General features: G+C 27.3%; 12 protein-coding genes and 1 tRNA gene. 2 read left to right on the top strand and 11 right to left on the bottom strand.

Annotated features, from left to right (window positions below; translation table 4 throughout):
• Nucleotides 1-30: 30 nt before the first annotated feature.
• The 10 genes from H9M94_RS00735 to ybeY form a co-directional block, all read right to left on the bottom strand.
• On the bottom strand, nt 31-2991 hold the full coding sequence (locus H9M94_RS00735) for a DUF262 domain-containing protein (protein ID WP_187469693.1): 2961 nt from the start codon (nt 2989-2991) through the stop codon (nt 31-33).
• Complete coding sequence (dcm, locus tag H9M94_RS00730; RefSeq protein WP_187469692.1) at nt 2978-4237, bottom strand: DNA (cytosine-5-)-methyltransferase; 1260 nt, start codon at nt 4235-4237, stop codon at nt 2978-2980. Before dcm ends, H9M94_RS00735 begins: the two co-directional genes overlap by 14 nt.
• A gap of 226 nt (nt 4238-4463) precedes the next feature.
• A complete protein-coding gene (locus tag H9M94_RS00725) occupies nt 4464-6848 on the bottom strand; it encodes a DUF262 domain-containing protein (RefSeq protein ID WP_187469691.1) in 2385 nt (794 codons plus the stop codon).
• A gap of 416 nt (nt 6849-7264) precedes the next feature.
• Nucleotides 7265-9769 (bottom strand): DUF262 domain-containing protein, encoded by a 2505-nt coding sequence (locus H9M94_RS00720; RefSeq protein ID WP_187469690.1) that lies wholly within the window; start codon nt 9767-9769, stop codon nt 7265-7267.
• A 160-nt stretch (nt 9770-9929) separates the two neighbouring features.
• Entirely contained in the window at nt 9930-11723 is a 1794-nt protein-coding gene (dnaK, locus tag H9M94_RS00715) for a molecular chaperone DnaK (RefSeq protein WP_187469689.1), read from the bottom strand.
• Nucleotides 11724-11839: 116 nt separating this feature from the next.
• Nucleotides 11840-12685: a nucleotide exchange factor GrpE gene (grpE, locus tag H9M94_RS00710; RefSeq protein WP_187469688.1), complete on the bottom strand. Its 846-nt coding sequence runs from the start codon at nt 12683-12685 to the stop codon at nt 11840-11842.
• Between the two features lie 10 nt (nt 12686-12695).
• A complete protein-coding gene (locus tag H9M94_RS00705) occupies nt 12696-13733 on the bottom strand; it encodes a heat-inducible transcriptional repressor HrcA (RefSeq protein WP_187469687.1) in 1038 nt (345 codons plus the stop codon).
• A 101-nt stretch (nt 13734-13834) separates the two neighbouring features.
• Complete coding sequence (gene era, locus H9M94_RS00700) at nt 13835-14716, bottom strand: GTPase Era (protein ID WP_187469686.1); 882 nt, start codon at nt 14714-14716, stop codon at nt 13835-13837.
• A gap of 2 nt (nt 14717-14718) precedes the next feature.
• Entirely contained in the window at nt 14719-15135 is a 417-nt protein-coding gene (gene cdd / locus H9M94_RS00695) for a cytidine deaminase (RefSeq protein WP_255483466.1), read from the bottom strand.
• Between the two features lies 1 nt (nt 15136).
• Nucleotides 15137-15604 carry an rRNA maturation RNase YbeY gene (gene ybeY / locus H9M94_RS00690; protein WP_187469685.1) on the bottom strand — a complete coding sequence of 156 codons (468 nt, stop codon included), beginning with the start codon at nt 15602-15604 and terminating at the stop codon, nt 15137-15139.
• 115 nt (nt 15605-15719) lie between these two features.
• Here ybeY and H9M94_RS00685 point away from each other — a divergent pair, with 115 nt between their 5' ends.
• On the top strand, nt 15720-17237 hold the full coding sequence (locus tag H9M94_RS00685) for a phospholipase D-like domain-containing protein (protein WP_187469684.1): 1518 nt from the start codon (nt 15720-15722) through the stop codon (nt 17235-17237).
• 93 nt (nt 17238-17330) lie between these two features.
• Nucleotides 17331-17618, top strand: a complete 288-nt coding sequence (locus tag H9M94_RS00680; protein ID WP_370576685.1) for an HPr family phosphocarrier protein — start codon at nt 17331-17333, stop codon at nt 17616-17618.
• A 129-nt stretch (nt 17619-17747) separates the two neighbouring features.
• Here H9M94_RS00680 and H9M94_RS00675 read toward each other — a convergent pair.
• A tRNA-Leu gene (locus H9M94_RS00675) sits at nt 17748-17832 on the bottom strand.
• Nucleotides 17833-17882: the final 50 nt, after the last annotated feature.

The raw sequence follows: 17882 nt of genomic DNA, 5'->3' as shown, positions 1-17882 counted from the left end.
TTCTTTTTAACAAAATTTATACATATGAATTTATTTTTTTAGGTACATTCTTATTAAAATGTCGATTAGTCATTCGCTACGTCTTAAAATCTTATTATCATCAATATCTTCTCATTGACTAGGATAAATATCCTTAGATTCATAATTACTATTAGTATCTAGTGAATATATCTTCAATTTTGATAGAATAGGGTCCTTTGTATACGATCTTTTCTTCACCGTAAATCTATGATTACTATCACTACTATTTAGGCGTTTATGATAAATAACACCATTACCAATCATCTGCTTAGATTCCATAGAAACATCATCATTACCATTTGTGGCAGCCATATGCTCATAACTGGCTTCGTTACTTATGTTTTTATATTGCTGCAAGTTTGTTAAAACTGATACTAAATGTTTTTCATCATTTAAGAGGAACCACTCAATACGAAGTAATGTTTTTAACTTCTTCTTATTTACTTCGGATCCCATTTCTGTGTTTTGAATGAATTGTTTCTTTAATATTTCTCTAAATTCATCTTCTAATTTTTTATCATTTATAACTTTATCTTCTGTATTATTTAAGAATTTCTTTATGGGCGCAGAAAAATCCTTTAAACGATCCTTGATTTCTAAACTCGTATTTATTTCATTATTTTTTATTGCATACCCTAATCTAATAAATTTATCACCCAATGAATTTCCCCTAAATAGTTCATCTAACTTCCAGAAGAAAGTGAACCTTTCTATTTCAAATAATAATGGATAAATATTATTAATAATTTTTTCGGCATGTTTGATTTTTTCATCTATTATTTTTCCATCAAATAAATTACCCTTTTCAAGAATAGCAAGAATTGCCGGTGTTACATCAGTCAGATCACCTTGATTTGTTCAAGTTGTAATGTGAGGTAAGAGTAATCTTAATGATTTGACTTTTTCTTCTTCTCAATCTGATGTAATATTAAAGTCTTCCATCAGATTTCACGACTCATTTTCACCTAACACATAGTAGCACTTAGAGATTTCGAATTTTACTCATTTAATAAATTCTTCAATGCTGGGATTAGCATCTTTGATCTTTTGTTTAATAACAGCCTCAAAAAAGGTGTATGTTTTTGTAATGCGACTTTTTGATTGTATTTTAGTATCTATTTCATTAAATTTTGCTCAATCCAAGTTGTTAAAAGCAAAAAGTTTTATTACTTTTTCAAATTCAGTCTTAACTCCATCACCTTTTTTAGTTACAAAGAAATCTAAAAATTTATATATATTGTTTGAATGTGATTTTTTAAACTTAATGCCATAATGCTTGTTTAATTCAGCATATAAAAATGACTTAATTAAATCTATATCATTTAATGGTTTTGTTAATAAATTAATTTTTTCATAATATATGAACTCATCTTTTAATTCTAGATAACAAACATTAATTATAAATTTCGTAACGAATGTTTTTAAAAAACTATCTAAATATGCTTTTTGATCTTCTTTTTGTGCTATTTTATCTTTTAATCATGTGTAGATACAATTAGCATTACGGTAAATAACAACATCGTCATAAAGCCTTTTCTTATTCTTAGCATCAACACCTTTGCCTGATAATAAATTATTTAAGTATTTATATGATTCAGTATCAGATATATCATCTTGAAAGTGATTTAGAATTTCAACTTTCCCCGTATTTGTATTTTCAAAAATCTTAAATAATTCTTTTGGTGCTTCTCAATCATTTTGGAGATAATACTTAAAAATAACGTTCAAAATTAAAATAGATGTAATAATTCTTTGTTGACCATCCACAATATATTGGTGTGATTTATTATCATCATTTTCATCTCTAATATGTTTGCTGCATAGTACTATATTTCCTAAAAAATGGTATTCATCATATTCTGAATCTATCTTTGAATTAATATCAATCATTAATCTATTAATTAACTCTTGAGATCAGACATAATTTCTTTGATATATAGGTATGTTAAATTTATTCTTGAAAATTCTATTAAATATTAAATCAAATATTTCGGTCATAACGCTAAATATTTGTCCTTTAACTTCTTTAATAGGTTTATATTTATAGTCGTCTAATGTTTTTTTATGAATACCAGTAGATATTTCGTTCTTATCTATAAAATTAATAAAGTTGTCTTTCTGGTTATTTTTTTTAGATGTTTTTTGGTTTTCGAAATCTTCATTTTCTGCATCATAATTTGTTATTGAATTAGACAAAATATTCTTAAATTCTTCAACCAATGACGCAATTTGCGCCTTTTTATCATCCATTTTATTGTGAGCAAGTTTATTTACTATGTCTTCTCAGTAATTTTCCTCTATAGACATAATTTCATCTGCTAAATCGTCGTTACCTAAGTAATTTTTTAAATTGTTGTAAAAGCCGCCAATGACCTCATCATCATATTCTTTAAATTTACGCACCAACTCAAAGAAAATGGTAAATAGGAAACTTTTACTTGCATTCTCTTTAAAAGATTTTTTACTTTTATCCGAAACATCTGACAAGTAGTAATCTTTAAAATTTTGAATAAAGTTGTTATATAAAAAATCATAGAAATCATTTTCTTGGTTGCTCTTATTGATAAGTATTTGCTCTACTTCTTTACTAAAAACATATTCGGAGTTTTGTTTAATTTGCTCAATAATTCCAAAACAATAAAGCACATTACAAATTTGACCTCAGGTTTTCTTACTATTACCTAATTCTTTTTGTTTTTTGTCCTTATTTTCGGGACGATTTGGATCCCTGGTTGGAAATAAATTTATTTCTTCATTATCTGGAGCCGTAAGAAACATACCAAAATTATCGGGATAATTTGGACATTCATGTATTTTTATTTCGTATGTGTCTCTATTATTAGATATTAAATTAATCTCTTTTTTCTCAATACATTCTATAGATCTAATAATAGATTCATCAATATAATTTTTGGCATTTGTACCGAGTTTTCAATAACCTAATTTAAAACTTTTTTTAATCTCTGCCATTATTTTCTTCCTTTGTATCAAATTTTTCTATCTCTAAAATACATTTAAAAATACTTTTAATAACATTAACATCAATACTATTTCCTGCTTGTCTTCATAAACATTCATTGTTTAAGTAACCTTTATCAATGAATGGTTTTAATTTATCAAAATCCTTATCTTCAAATCCCATGATTTTATAAGCTTCTCTTGGTGTTATAAAACGGTAATCTAGTTTTCTTCTAATATCATTCTTTAATGGAATATAACCTGAGTTAGGTAAACGATCTTGCTTGGTTGTAAGTGTATTAATAATAAATTTACGTTTTGCAGCTTTGTCCAAGTCAGATAAGTCTAAACCTTCATTTACCATTCTTACTCTAGATGGTGTATCATTAATTATTACTTTTGTTGTTTCTTCAACATTCTCATTATTAACATCAAAAATATTTAAATATTGTTTACCCCTTGATTCAAGCGGTATTTTCTTTCCGAAAGCACCAACATATTCTTTGTATGCAATATCATTTTCCTCAAATGGTACTTTTGTATCTTTAAGCACACTAATTGCAAAAACTCTTTCTCTACGTTGTAATGAACCGTGTTCAAATGCATTGAAAATACCTGTAAATGTTTTATAACCTAATCCATCTAAGTAATCTTTTCATTCTTGATATTCATCATTATACTTATGTACAAGTTGTTTTACGTTTTCGAGTAATAAGTATTTAGGTTTATGTTGTGATTCAGATAATATTCTCCCAATTTGTCAAACTAAATTTGAAGTTGATTCACTATTTTTAATCCCTTTATCACGTCCCATATTCGCAACCGATAACCCTTGACAAGGGAATGAATAAGTTAATAAATCAATTTTTAAGTTATCGATTATTTCACCTGTAACTTGATTAATATCACTATGGTTATTAGATAAAAGATTTGCCGCAACTAAAATCTCTTTGAATTCTGGATCTAATCTTTTTAAATTTCTATATGGTGTTTTAGAATTACTTGAATATGTTTTTCCTTCAAGAAAATCATCTAAATTATTCACCTTGTGTTTGTTTAGGACACTCTTCAAGGTGTTTATGTCTAAATTATGGTGTATTGCACTATATGCAATATTAGCTCTCATATCTCAATCTGATGTAGCTACTACTTTAAAATTCACATCTTTATCATGTTTATTGTTGTATTTAATACCTTTGTGTTGTGCGCCAATTCCAGCAAAGGTTTCAAATACTCTTAAGACTTTTGTGTTTTTCACAAAAATACGAAAAAATCACGGTTAAAAACCGCGAATTACTTCCGTTGAATTATTTTGTGAATTTAAAGTTCTATATATATATATATATATATATATATATATTGTAGGGATGTATCTGTTTTTCATTGACTACCTTCCTTTTCTAAAATAATTTTACTGTAAATTCGGTTTTTACCTGCTGTAAAATTTGGTATTTGAACCCTAGGACATAAGAAAAATCGCAAAATTATTGCGATTCTTTTTCTAATTTTCATTCTACATATTCTTCATCAATATATTTCTCATTATCTTTGAATTTTCATCTTTCATTATGACTTTCATATGCGCTATTAACAAATTCATATAGATGTGAGATAAATTCGAATGTAGCATTTTCTTGGGTGATTAATATCTCATTATTCTCGCTTGAAACTTCTGTTTTGATTGTATTACGTAATTCCACAACATCATCATGGGGATTTTTGTATTCAAAAGTCTTTACTATTTTAGAACCTTTGAGAAGAATAATATCACCAAACTCACCAAATGTTATTTCTGCATATGTTTGCTTACTACTATTTTGATTCTTGTAGTCAAAAGCAACTCTATTCTTTAATTTTTCGTTTCAAAAGTCCTTATCTTTCAATACTTTTGTAATTGATGCTTTTGGATAATCACTAGATACATTTTTCTCACTTGGTTTAGTGTTGTTTTTGATTTTTTTATCTTGGAATGTATTTAATTTGCGTCTTGGATCTTCGAAAAATTTTAGGAAGTATTCATTAAAAAGATCTACACATCTCTCATCAACTTTTTTAGCATCTATTTTCTCATTAAGAGCAAGTTCATTAACTTTGAAATTAACTTGTTTTTGAAGTTGATTTAACATATCTTTCTTATCTTCATCAGAAGCATTAGACAATTTACTATTGTCTTCTTTATTGAAGATAAATAAATTTCCAATTAAATCAATTGCTTTTATTTCTTCTTGATTATCAGAATTTCTTCTTTTACTTTGAGGAATTCAATGTTCAAAAGTGTACAAACTTATATCGACAGGATTTACACCTGTTTCATTATAGTTAATCACATAATTAAAGAATTGCTTTAATCATTCTGTACCATAGTAATTACGTGATTTAAATCTATCACGGATTTCGCTATCTTCAGGCATTCTAGAACTTTCAGATTTATTTTCTTCTATTAATAATTGAATTAATTGATCATATCATTTGTCATTATCAAACATCTTATTAGGACCAAACATTTTTTTGTAAATAGAAATAAATAAATTGTTTTCACTTTTAGAATTGTGCCCAGCGGCTGTTTTTCTCATTGTATATGTGTTTATTATTTTTACTATCTTCTTAAGTTCTTCTGTTTCTTTTGACTTATCATCTGTTTCTTTTACTTTTTCGTAAATGGTCATTATGATAGGTAATGAGTTTTTTCTATTTAATAGATTGTAGAAATATAGTTCTCTATCTAAACTACCTTTTTTGCCATATGCAACATTTAAACATTTTGTATATAAAACAAAATTACGCTTAATTCAATTGAAAACTTTTATAAAACCATTATTCTTAACAATTTCGGTTTCCTTAAAAGTTTTATAGTATGTCTTTTTATTAACTAGATCGTAGGTTTCTTTTTCCAATAATGTTTTAAAAAACTCAGTTATTTCACTTTGGTTCATTTTTCCAATAATGTCATCATTTCAAAACTTTCTATATTCTTCTATAGCTTTGTCTAATTCCTTTTTTATATCTTTATCATTACGTGCATCAAATTTTTCCTGAGAATACAATCTTTCTAAGTAATTGTGGATTAAGTCATATTCTTCAAGTTTTACACCATTATTATTTAATGATTCAAAAACCTTATGTTGAAAACTTGTTGTTTGATTGTTGTTATTGAAGTTTATTTTGACAAAGATCATTTGATTTAAAATGGCATCTTTAACTTTTTCAAATCAAATTTCAGGAGCAATATCTTTATTTTTTAATTCTAATTTATAAGACTTCAACTTGTTGTAAATAGTTTTATATGCAAGTTCTATATTGTTTATATTTTTATTTTTATCAATTTTAGAACCATCAATCCCTAATTTCTTGTGTAATTCGTCTATATATGTTGTGTTTGATAATATTATTTGTTTTAAAGAACTTTCGCTTGATGTTGAATTTTTTTCGTCATCTATTAAAGTAACACTTTTTTCACTTGAATTTTTAAAACGTTTATTTATGTTCTCACATATTTCATTAATTTGTGCAGTTTTTTCAGATTCCTTTAACATTAAATTTCTTAATGCCATTAGCATTAAGGTTAATGTTGTTATTCTTTGCTGTCCATCAATTAAATATTTAGGATATCTACCATATTCTTCACCCGGGCTATACATTAAAATAACTCCTAAAAAATGCTCATTAAAATTATTATCATCATTAAAGCTCACAATGCTTTTTAAGTCATTGAACAAACTGTTAATCGCATCTTTTCCTCAAACATAATTTCTCTGATATGTAGGAATATAATAATCTTCTTTTCCTTCTACGGTAAATAAATTAGCTAAATTAGTTGGTTCTACATTTCCCTTAGTAATCATTCTTGTATCCATTTTTCCTTCTTTCATTAATAATTTTTATTTCTTTTAATTTCTATACTTGACCATCAAAGAATTTAGAGTGTTTTTCATATTAAATAAAATCACTTATCATTTGATTTTATATTCATTTAACCCTTTGTCTTAGGTTTTTAAGTATGAAATTTTGACATTTGATATATGTTATAAAAAACTACATTTTAAATATTCACAAAACATTTTTAAGCTTACAAAAATACGAAAAAATCACGGTTAAAAACCGCCAGTTGCTTTCGTTGAATTATTTTGCGAATAAAAAGTTCTATATATATATATATATATATTGTAAACATACATTTATTATCATTAACTACTCTCTTTTTCTAAAATAATTTTACTGTAAATTCGGATTTTACTTGCTGTAAAATTCAGTATTTTAACCCCAGGACATAAGAAAGATCGCAAAATTATAGCGATTCTTTTTTAGTTTTCCATTCAACATATACATCTTCGATGTACTTGTGCTTTTGTTTAGAAATTAATCTTTTAGGACACCCACGATGTGTTCCTATAGTAAAATCTTGAACATCGGTAATATTATCTAGAACTACGTCTTCTTTTAAAATTCAAATATAATCACTACCGATATCTTCTAATTTTGCTTCATCCTCTCTTAATTGAATTACTTCAGGCTTTTTAACGGCGTTTGGATCTCAATATTTCTTAATTGCAGAACCTTTTAGAACCTTAATTTTGCCATCAGGCAATACTTTCATAGTAGCTATTTTCCCTTTTGTTTCTTCGTTTCTAACTCTGAAAGTTAATCTTAAATCTATCTCATCATTTATTAAATAATTGTCTATAAATTCTTTATTAGCTAATATTGCAGAAATAGAATTATCATTTTCTTTGTTTTTGACATTTTTTGATTTTACTGAAGGTAACTTCATCTTTTTATCTACAATTGGAGCATTTATATCTTTATGCTCGATTTTAATTTTGGTCGTTTCCTCATTTTTATCATCTTGGTTTCTATATCTATCACAATAGTCTGGAAAACATTCTATGAAGTATTTATAAAGAAGTTCGGTTCTTTTTTCGACTTCTTCAAAACCTCATTTTTTTTCGTTTAGGACAGTTGTATTGAATTTTAATACAAACCCAAACTTTTCAGTAATTAATTTCTTTTTCTCTTCAAAACTTTTATTACTTAATTTTGAATTTTCAGATTGATTAAAAATAAATAAGTTACCAATTTTGCTAATAGCTTTATAATCATCATCGGATAATATTTGTTTTCAATCTGAGTTTGGATTTTGAGGAATAAAATGTTCGATTGTGTATGAATCGATATCAATATATTGGTTATTTAATCAAGTTTTGTTTTTTACATTAACTAAATAATCAAAATAATTTTTTAACCACTTAGCTGTTTTTTTATTTTGATAAAAATCTTTTTCAAAGAAACTATTATTAATAAGGGTATTATCAGGATTCTTTGTAGTAGTTACCTCACGTTTGGCAACAAATCTATCAAATTTAACTATAATATCTGAAATATCATTATTATTATTTAAGTTCTCGTAATAAAATCTTAATAAAACATTATTATCATCTTTAAGACCATCACCTCCTGAAACACATATTCTTCTCATCAAATAACTATTTAATCTTTTTAGCATTTCTATTAAAATGTTTTCATCATATTGGTTATTGTTATCTTCGATAATCTCTTTTAATTTTATTAATATAGGTAATGAAACATGGTTATTGAATTTTTTGTAATAAAACCTTTGGACATATAAATCATCAGTCTTATTTATTTTTTGTGTTGATTTAGGTTCGATTAGAAAATACTTATATTTATCTTTAAAACTTCCTAATAATTCGATAGTTTTAATAAAATCACTTTCTAATTTTATTTCTACAATATTCTTGAAAGCATCATAATAATCTTGCTCCCTTACCTTGCTATTATCGCTTTTGTATGTTTTGACAAATTGATAGAAAAAATTATTTTTTTCTTTTTTAAGGGTGTCTATAAACGGTCAAAACTTGTTTGAAAACTCTTTTTTCTTTTCCTTTGTTCTTTTGTCATCACTTGAATATTTTCATAAATTTATTAAATAGTTTTTAACTAAATCATATTGTTCGAGTTTTTTACCATTATTATTCAGCGATTCAAAAATTCTATTTTCTATTGGAAATTTATTTGAATTTGGATCAGCCGTCAAACTTATCAATGCAAAAAACATTTTTTGTGTCAACGTAAATACTAATTTTCTTAAATAATTTACTTCGCTAACGTTTTGGTGCTCTTCTTGTTCTTCAGTCAATAATTTTGTAAAAAGAGATTTAAGTTTGTGATATGCATCAATAATTTGTGTTTTTTTATTATGTTTGGATTTTTCATTTGACATTTCATGCATAATGATATTTTTAAAATCTTCTTTGATAGGACTCTTAAATTCATCATCATATTTTATTCTTGGTTCTAGATTATCTATTTGTAATCATTCATTTATTTGTGCAGCAATTTCACTATATTCACTATTTTTTATTTTTTCCTGATCTTCTATTATATAATCTCTAATTACACATAAAAATATAACCAATGTTACTAAACGTTGTTGGCCGTCAATAATACGATTAGTGATTTTTTGATTAGGAGATGTCAATTGTTTAATTATCATGAAACCTAAGAAATGTTCATTGTAGTATACGCTATTGCTATTTAAAATTAATTTAAAATCTTTAAATAAATTTATAAGCATTTTTTTATCTCATACATATTCTCTTTGATATTCGGGTATTACATATTTTGACTGACGATTATTTAATATTTTAAATAATGAGCTAATACCGATATTTTTGGTGCTTTCGCATTCACAATCGGCTATCATATTTATTTTTTTCTCATTATAAATATCAAAATTTTCTGCATCTAGTTTATTAATTGAAAAATCACTCATATTTTCTCCTGTTCTGTCTGTTATTTTACCAGGTACGCTGTGAGACGTCAGAAAATATTTAGATTTCCAGGTTTTTTGCAGATTCTGGAATTTATTTCACTTTGTCATAGCATCAGAAAATAAAAATCCCAGATTTTACTCTGGAATTTTGTGCCTATTATTATTCGTTTACAACTTCAGCTTCTTCAACTACTTCTTCATTATTTGGTTGTTGTGAAGATTTGTTTTCTGCTGCTTGGTTAGCGAAGTTTTTAACCATTTCTTCTAATTGTTCTGTTTTTGTTTTTAATGCTTCAATGTCTTTTTTAGCAATTAATTCTTCTAATTCTGATACTAATTTATCTGTTGTTTCTTTAGCTTTAGGATCAACGTTGTCACCTTGATCTGCTTGTGCTTTTTTGATTTGTGCAACTAATGTTTCAGCTTTAACGATAACTTCAGCATCTTCTTTACGTTTTTTATCTGCTTCTCTGTTCATTTCAGCATCTTTAACCATTCTTTCGATTTCTTCTTCTGATAATTTAGATGAATTTTCGATTGTGATTGATTGTTCTTTATTTGTTTTTACATCTTTTGCTGTAACTTTTGTAATACCGTTAACATCGATTGTGAAACTTACTTCGATTTGTGGTACACCTCTAGGAGCTTTTTCGATTCCTGATAAATTGAAACGTCCAAGTAATTTGTTATCAGCAGCCATTTGTCTTTCACCTTGAATTACGCTAATTGTAACTTCTTCTTGGTTATCTGCTGCTGTTGAGAAGATTTGTGATTTTGTTACAGGAATTGTTGTGTTTCTTGCAATTAATGGAGTTGCAATTCCACCTAATGTTTCAATTCCTAATGTTAATGGAGTAACATCAAGAAGTAATACGTCTTGAATATCTCCTGCTAATACAGCACCTTGAATTGCAGCACCGATTGATACAACTTCATCAGGGTTAATTGAACGGTTAGGTTCTTTACCTAAAGTTAAACGTACCATTTCTTGTACAGCAGGCATTCTTGTTGATCCTCCAACAAGTAATACTTCATCAAGATCACTTGCAGCAATTCCTGCTTCTTTTAATGCATCTTGAATTGGTTTTCTTGTTCTATCTAATAAGTGAGCTGTCATAGCTTCAAATTCACTACGTTTAAGTTCTAATTCAACGTTTAATGGTCCGTTTGCAGTAACTGCTAAGAATGGTAAGTTGATTGATGTTGTTGATTGGTTTGATAAATCAATTTTCGCTTTTTCAGCAGCTTCTTTTAAACGAGCCATAGCCATTTTGTCTGTTGTAACATCGTGGTTGTATTCTGATTTAATTTTGTTAATTAATCAGTTTACGATTTCGTGATCTCAGTCGTCCCCACCAAGGTGGTTATCTCCTGAAGTTGATAATACTTCGAATGTTCCGTTTTCTAATTCAAGTACAGAAACGTCAAATGTTCCCCCTCCTAAATCGTATACAAGAACTTTCATTGTTTTGTGTGTTTTTTCAAGTCCGAAAGCTAATGCTGCGGCTGTAGGTTCATTAATAATTCTTAATACATCTAAACCTGCAATTTTACCTGCAATTTTTGTAGCTTCACGTTGAGCATTATCAAAGTATGCTGGAACAGTAATAACTGCTTTTGATACTTTTTGACCTAATTTAGCTTCAGCATAGTCCTTCATGTATTGTAAGATCATTGCTGAAATTTCTTCTGGTTTATATTCTTTACCATTTGCTTTAACTGTTTTATTTGTACCAATTAATCTTTTAATAGATACAACTGTGTTTGGGTTTGTTTCTACTTGTCTTTTAGCAGCGTCCCCAATAATAATTTCATCACCTTTGAAAGCAACTACTGATGGAGTTGTTCTTTTACCATTTGGGTTTTCTAAAACAACTGCTTGTTTGTTTTCCATGACTGTAACAACTGAGTTTGTTGTCCCTAAGTCAATTCCTAATACTATTTCTTTAGACATAATTTATACCTCCGTATGAGTTTGTTTATAGGCATTCTCAGCCTTTTAATTATTAATATTATAACACAATTTAGCAAACACAATGCTTATTTGCTAAATTTTTTTAAAATAATTTTTTAGTTGTTTTTTACCACTACAACTGATGCTGGTTTCACTAATCTATCTTCAATTTTTAAACCATAACGTACAAGTCTTACAATTGTATTATTTGCTTTTGTCTCGTCTTGAACGAAATCAATTACTTCTTCTTGTTCTGGATTAAACTCTGCACCGACTTGTGGTTCAATTAAACTTGCATTATGTTGTTCTAAAAGCATAATGAATTGACGTGCAATCATTGAGAAACCTAAACAATAGTTTTTAACTTTTGCATCATCTGAATTAATACCTGCTTGATTTGCAAGTTGGAAGTTATTGAATGGTTCGATAAAGTCTTCTAAGAATTTTTGTAAAGCATATTTTTTGATTTGTGCTTTTTCTTGATTCATTTTTTCAACCAATTCATTTTGTTTTGCTTCAACTTGTTCTTTTGCTTTTGTTGTTAATTCAGTAGCTTTTTCTTTAAATGTTCATTCTGCTCTTTTATATTGCATCTCAAGTTCAACAATACGTTTATCTTTATTAATTAATTCTAACTGCGCTTGTGCTAATTGAGATTTTAATTGCTCTAATTCATCATTATTTGATGCTGTATCTTTAATAATTTCAATATTTTTAATTTCAATTTTTGCAGTTTTTCCTGCAAATTCTTGAATTGCATAATGCTTATTGAAAGTTAATTTAACTTCTAAAGAATCTTTTACTTTACGATTAATTAAAAATTCATCAACATCAGGTAAATATTCATTTTTACCAATTGTTATTTCGAAAAATTTACTGTATTCTGGTACTAATTGATCTTCAACATATAAAGTGAAATCACCTTTTAAAACATCGTTATTATATAGTTTGTTTTTTGTCATAATTCCCCCTTTATTTACGATTTAAAAACTTATCTAATATTTTGATAGCTGAGTGCATTGCATCGTAATCTGATTTTGTTGCACCAACAACTGAAATTTCAGTAACTGAACTTGGATTATTTCCAATTTGGATTTTTTTAGACATATATGAACCAGTTTGATCAATATGTATTTTAATTTTTTCATCTTCATCAATATCTGCTTCAATTGATTCTCAAACTGAATGGTTTTCAATAAGATCAATCATTTTGTTTAAACTTTCACGATCAATATTTGGACTTAAGATAATATTGTTTTTTCCATATATATTGTTTTTACTCTTAGTTCTATTTGCAATGTTTACAAAAATATTTTTAACAAATGCATTGATTAATTCTTGGTATTGTTTCACAGATTGTGCAAGAATATCTTTAAGAATTTCTAACTTGTCATTAATTTCACTTAATAAAGAATCAACAAGGCGTTCTTTAAAGATTTTAATCGCAATTCTAACGTCCTTCATTTTGTATTTTTCATTTGTGATGTCCATAACCTTTGAAAAAACTTCACCATTTGAAACAACCATTACAATTGCTGCTTTATTTTTATCTAATTCAACAAGTTCAATACTTTTTAATAATAAAGTATCAGCTTCAGCATGTGAAGTAATCATTGTGAAACCTGTCATATCAGCAATAATTTGTGCCGCTTGATCAACTGTTGTATCAATTTGGACATTCTTATTTGCTAAAATTGCTTCAAGCCTAGATTCAATACTATTGTTCGATTTGTTTAATAAATATTTTGCATAATAGTTTAAACCTTTAAGAGTTGGTATACGACCACTTGTATGTGCTGATTTAGCTAAGTAACCTTCATCTTCAAGTTCATTCATTAAATACCTTATTTTAGCACTTGAAAAGTTAATTTCTGGATTTGTGGCAGCGTATTTTGAAAGTAATAAACTACTACTTACTGGTTCACCAGTTTCAATATATGCTTGGACTGTATATTTTAAAACTGGTTTGCATTTGATGTTTAAATCTTGTTCATTTGCTACTGTTTTCATAGAAATATTTTACCACATTTTTTCATTTTTTAGCAAACGCATTATAAATTTGCTAAATTACAAAAATAAAATTCGCCGAAGCGAACTTTACCTATCTAAAATTATTTTGATGAATAACCGAATTTTACTAATGCATCGTTATCATCAATTCATTTATTAGCAACTTTAACTTTTAAATTAAGAGTTGTTGGAATATCGAATTGGAATGAAATTTTTGAACGTGCTGTTGAACCAATTCTTTTGATTTTGGTTCCACCTTTACCAATAACCATACCTTTTTGTGATTCTTTTTTAACATAAATAATTGCATCGATTGTTAAATGATCTTCTTCTTCATTAAACTCAGTCACTTCAACAGCGATTGAGTGAGGCAATTCTTCATAAAGATTATTAATTGCACTTTCACGAATAATCTCTTTAGCGATAAAACGCATTGATTTATCGGTTAAATAATCAGGGTCATATTGCGCTTCACCTTCATATGCGAATTTTTCAATTTCATCAAGTAAATCACGAATTGAACGCGGATCATTCACTGATGTTCCCATGATGTTGGTAAAATTGTGTTTTTGTAACTCAGCAATTTTTTGAGTTAATAACTCTGGTTGTGATCTGATTTTGTCTAATTTAGTAATGACAGCGATTTTATTTTTTGCATGTGCTATTTTTTCTAAAATCATTTCATCACCTTTTGCTATTTTTTCATCTGCTGGTGTTAAAAATAATAAAACATCAACATCTTTAGTAGCATCATAGGCATTTTTATTTAAGGCTTCACCAAGTTTATTTAATGGTTTATGGATCCCTGGAGTATCAGTAAAGATAATTTGGAAATCATCATCAGTATAAATACCTGTAATTTGATCTCTAGTAGTTTGAGCGGTATCAGTAACAATTGCAACATTGTAACCAATAATTGCATTTAATAAACTACTTTTACCAACATTAGGTCTACCAACTATACTTGCAAAACAAATTTTCATAATTATTTAATTGTAATTTCTTCAACACGAATTGCATATGGACAAATTTCATCTACTGTGTTGATTCTAACTTGTTCACCGTCATTGCTGTATTGGTATACTTTTGCATCTGATGGCATGAATTCTGTCATAACTTGTCTACATCCAGCACAAGGACTAATAACTTCGTTTTTACCACTAATAATGTGAATTTCTTTAAATTTACCTACATGCCCACCGTATGCAACTGATCCAAACATTGCTGAACGTTCTGCACAAAGTCCTGATGGGTATGCAGCATTTTCTACGTTAACTCCGTAGTATTCTTTTCCATCATAGTCAATTGCAATAGCCGCAACTGGGAAGTTAGAATATGGAGCATAAGCTTTTGTTAATAACTCTCTTAATTTTTCTACTTTTGTCATATCGATTTTTGTCATGTTATTCCTTTTCTCTAGTAATTTTTAATGGATTAAAAATATCATCAACCATCTTATTCATAGCAATTCTTTCTTCTTCGATTTCATGATCATATCCTTTAAGGTGAACTAAACCATGAGTGAATAAGTAGCAAAACTCTCTACGAACTGAGTGGCCAAATTCTTTAGCTTGTCTTTCTACTTTATCTCAACAAATTACTAATTCACCTAAATGGTAGAATGGTAACTTATCATATAATTCATCATCTCTAAAATCGAACGAAAGAATATCTGTTACATAATCCTTACCACGGTGAATATAGTTTAATTCTCTAATTTTGTTTTTTGAAACAATGTTAACATCTAGAATAATGTCTTTTTTGATTTTAAAGTACTTACAAAAGTTCTTTAAAATTTGCATCATTTCATCTTCAAAGATAATTGCTTTTTTAATACGGTTTTTGATATTTAATTCAATATTATTTTTCATATAGTTAAATTATACTATTTTCATGGAACATTAATAAAACTAAATAGTTTTAGAACAATATAAAATTCACTAATAAACTTATTTAAATAAAGCGATAAAAATATAAAATTTAAGTATGAATAAATTACTTTTAAGTACAAAAAGAACAATTACATTTATTATCTTACTTGCAATATTCGTTGGTTCAATTACAGGAATTGCATTTTTAATCACTCAAATTGACGAACAATGAATTTATTTGAGCTTAGTTTTATTCTACTTAGTCAATTGTGTTTTTGTGTTTATTATCTATACACAAAAACGTCAACATGAATCAAAATTTAGTTGAATTTATTTAGTTTTATTATTTCCGATCATTGGACATGTTATTTTCTTAACATATGGATTGATTTTCAAAAACAAATATGAATTAAAACTGCTAAATGATCCTAAATTTCATATCTCTACGTACAAAGATTTAATTAATGTAGATAATGATAATGGAATTAAATCTGAAACTTTAAAACAGTATGCAAATATTAATCAATCACTTGTTTTAGATGCAAATTACAAACTTTACAATGAAGGTTATAGATTTTATGAAAAACTCATGGAAGTCTTATTTAAAGCCAAAAAGAACATTTATATAGTTACATACATAATTAAAAAATCTGAGATTAGTAAAGAATTCCTTGAAGTGATGCGTAAAAAAGCAGATGAAGGAGTTGAAATTAAATGATTAGTTGATGATTTTGGTGCTATGCCATCTCAAAAAAGATTACTCAAAAAACTCTCTAAACACCCAAACATCGAAATTAGATTTATCGGAAAAATCTACTATCCATTTGTGCTTGCATCATCATTCTTAAGAAATCACCAAAAATTCATTATTGTAGATGATTTAGTGGTTTTCTCTGGTGGTAATAATATTTCAGATGAATATGCTTCACTTTCAAAAAAATATGGTCATTGAATTGATTTAAATTATGAAATCACAGGACCATATATTAACAATTACATTGTTCACTTTGCTTTATTCTGAAAAATAATCACACGTAAAGATATTGAAATCAAAAAACACTTATTCATTGATGTAAAAGATCAAATTTATCATAATAAATCAATCTTAGTAACTGAGTCACCATCGTTTGATCATAGTGAAGCAGAATTATTCTGAATCAAAATGATTTCAAGTGCTAAAAAGAGTATTAAAATAGCAACCCCATATTTCTCAGTGACAAGCGCCTTAAAGAAACAAATTATTCTCGCTTTAAAATGTGGTGTTGATGTGACAATCTATTTCCCTGGATTTCCTGATAAAAAAACAGTTCATAAAATTGGTATTTATCAATTAAAAGAACTCACTAAATATGGACTTAAAATCAAAATTTATAAGGATCATTTCTTACATACCAAATGTGGTCTTATCGATGATAAAATCGCTTGAATTGGAACAAATAACCTAGACTCAAGAAGTATGTTCCAACAATATGAAACTATGGATATTGTGGAAGGTGAAACAGTTAAAGATATTCAAGGTATTTTCGACTTATATGATCAACATTGCGTATTTATGGAAAAAGTTCCACAATTATGCAAAAAACCTAATGTAATTGAAAAATTTTTATATGATTTGGTTAAACCATTGATATAATAAAAAAAGAAAAATTAATTGCTCATCTATTCGCTTTGCTAACATTAACAACAAGTGAATAAATGAATGAAATAATACAGAAAAAATGACAAAATGTCAAATAATGGAGGTAACTTAATGAAAGAATTTTCAGCAAAAATTATCGATCCAATTGGTTTACATGCTCGTCCAGCAACTCTAATTGTTTCAACAGCTACAAAATTCAAATCTGATTCTAAATTAATTTATAGAGGAAGAGAAGCTAACTTAAAATCAATTATGAACATTATGGCTTTAGGAATTAAACACAGCTCAGAAATTACAATTAAAGTACAAGGTGAAGACGAAGAAGAAGCAATTAAAGCAATTAAAGACACATTCCACGCAAATGGATTAATATAGGATTTAAATAGTAACAAGAATCAACTTAAGAGTTGATTTTTTGTTTGCAATTTTGCAAAATAAAAACTACTTAAAATAAGTAGCTCTAATCGTAAAAAAGCAAAATAAAAATCCTGAAAACAGGAAATCTGGTGCCCAAGACAGGATTTGAACCTGCACGGATTGCTCCACTAGATCCTTAGTCTAGCGTGTCTGCCAATTTCACCACTCGGGCATTTGCTCTATTATTATAACTTATTCGTAATTCTAGTCAATATATTTTTT

The organism is Mycoplasma sp. Pen4 (assembly GCF_014352955.1).
Taxonomy (GTDB): Bacteria; Bacillota_I; Bacilli_A; order Mycoplasmatales; family Metamycoplasmataceae; genus Mycoplasmopsis.
The sequence above is the reverse complement of the archived record's forward strand: the minus strand, read 5'-3'. Positions and strand labels throughout refer to the sequence as shown.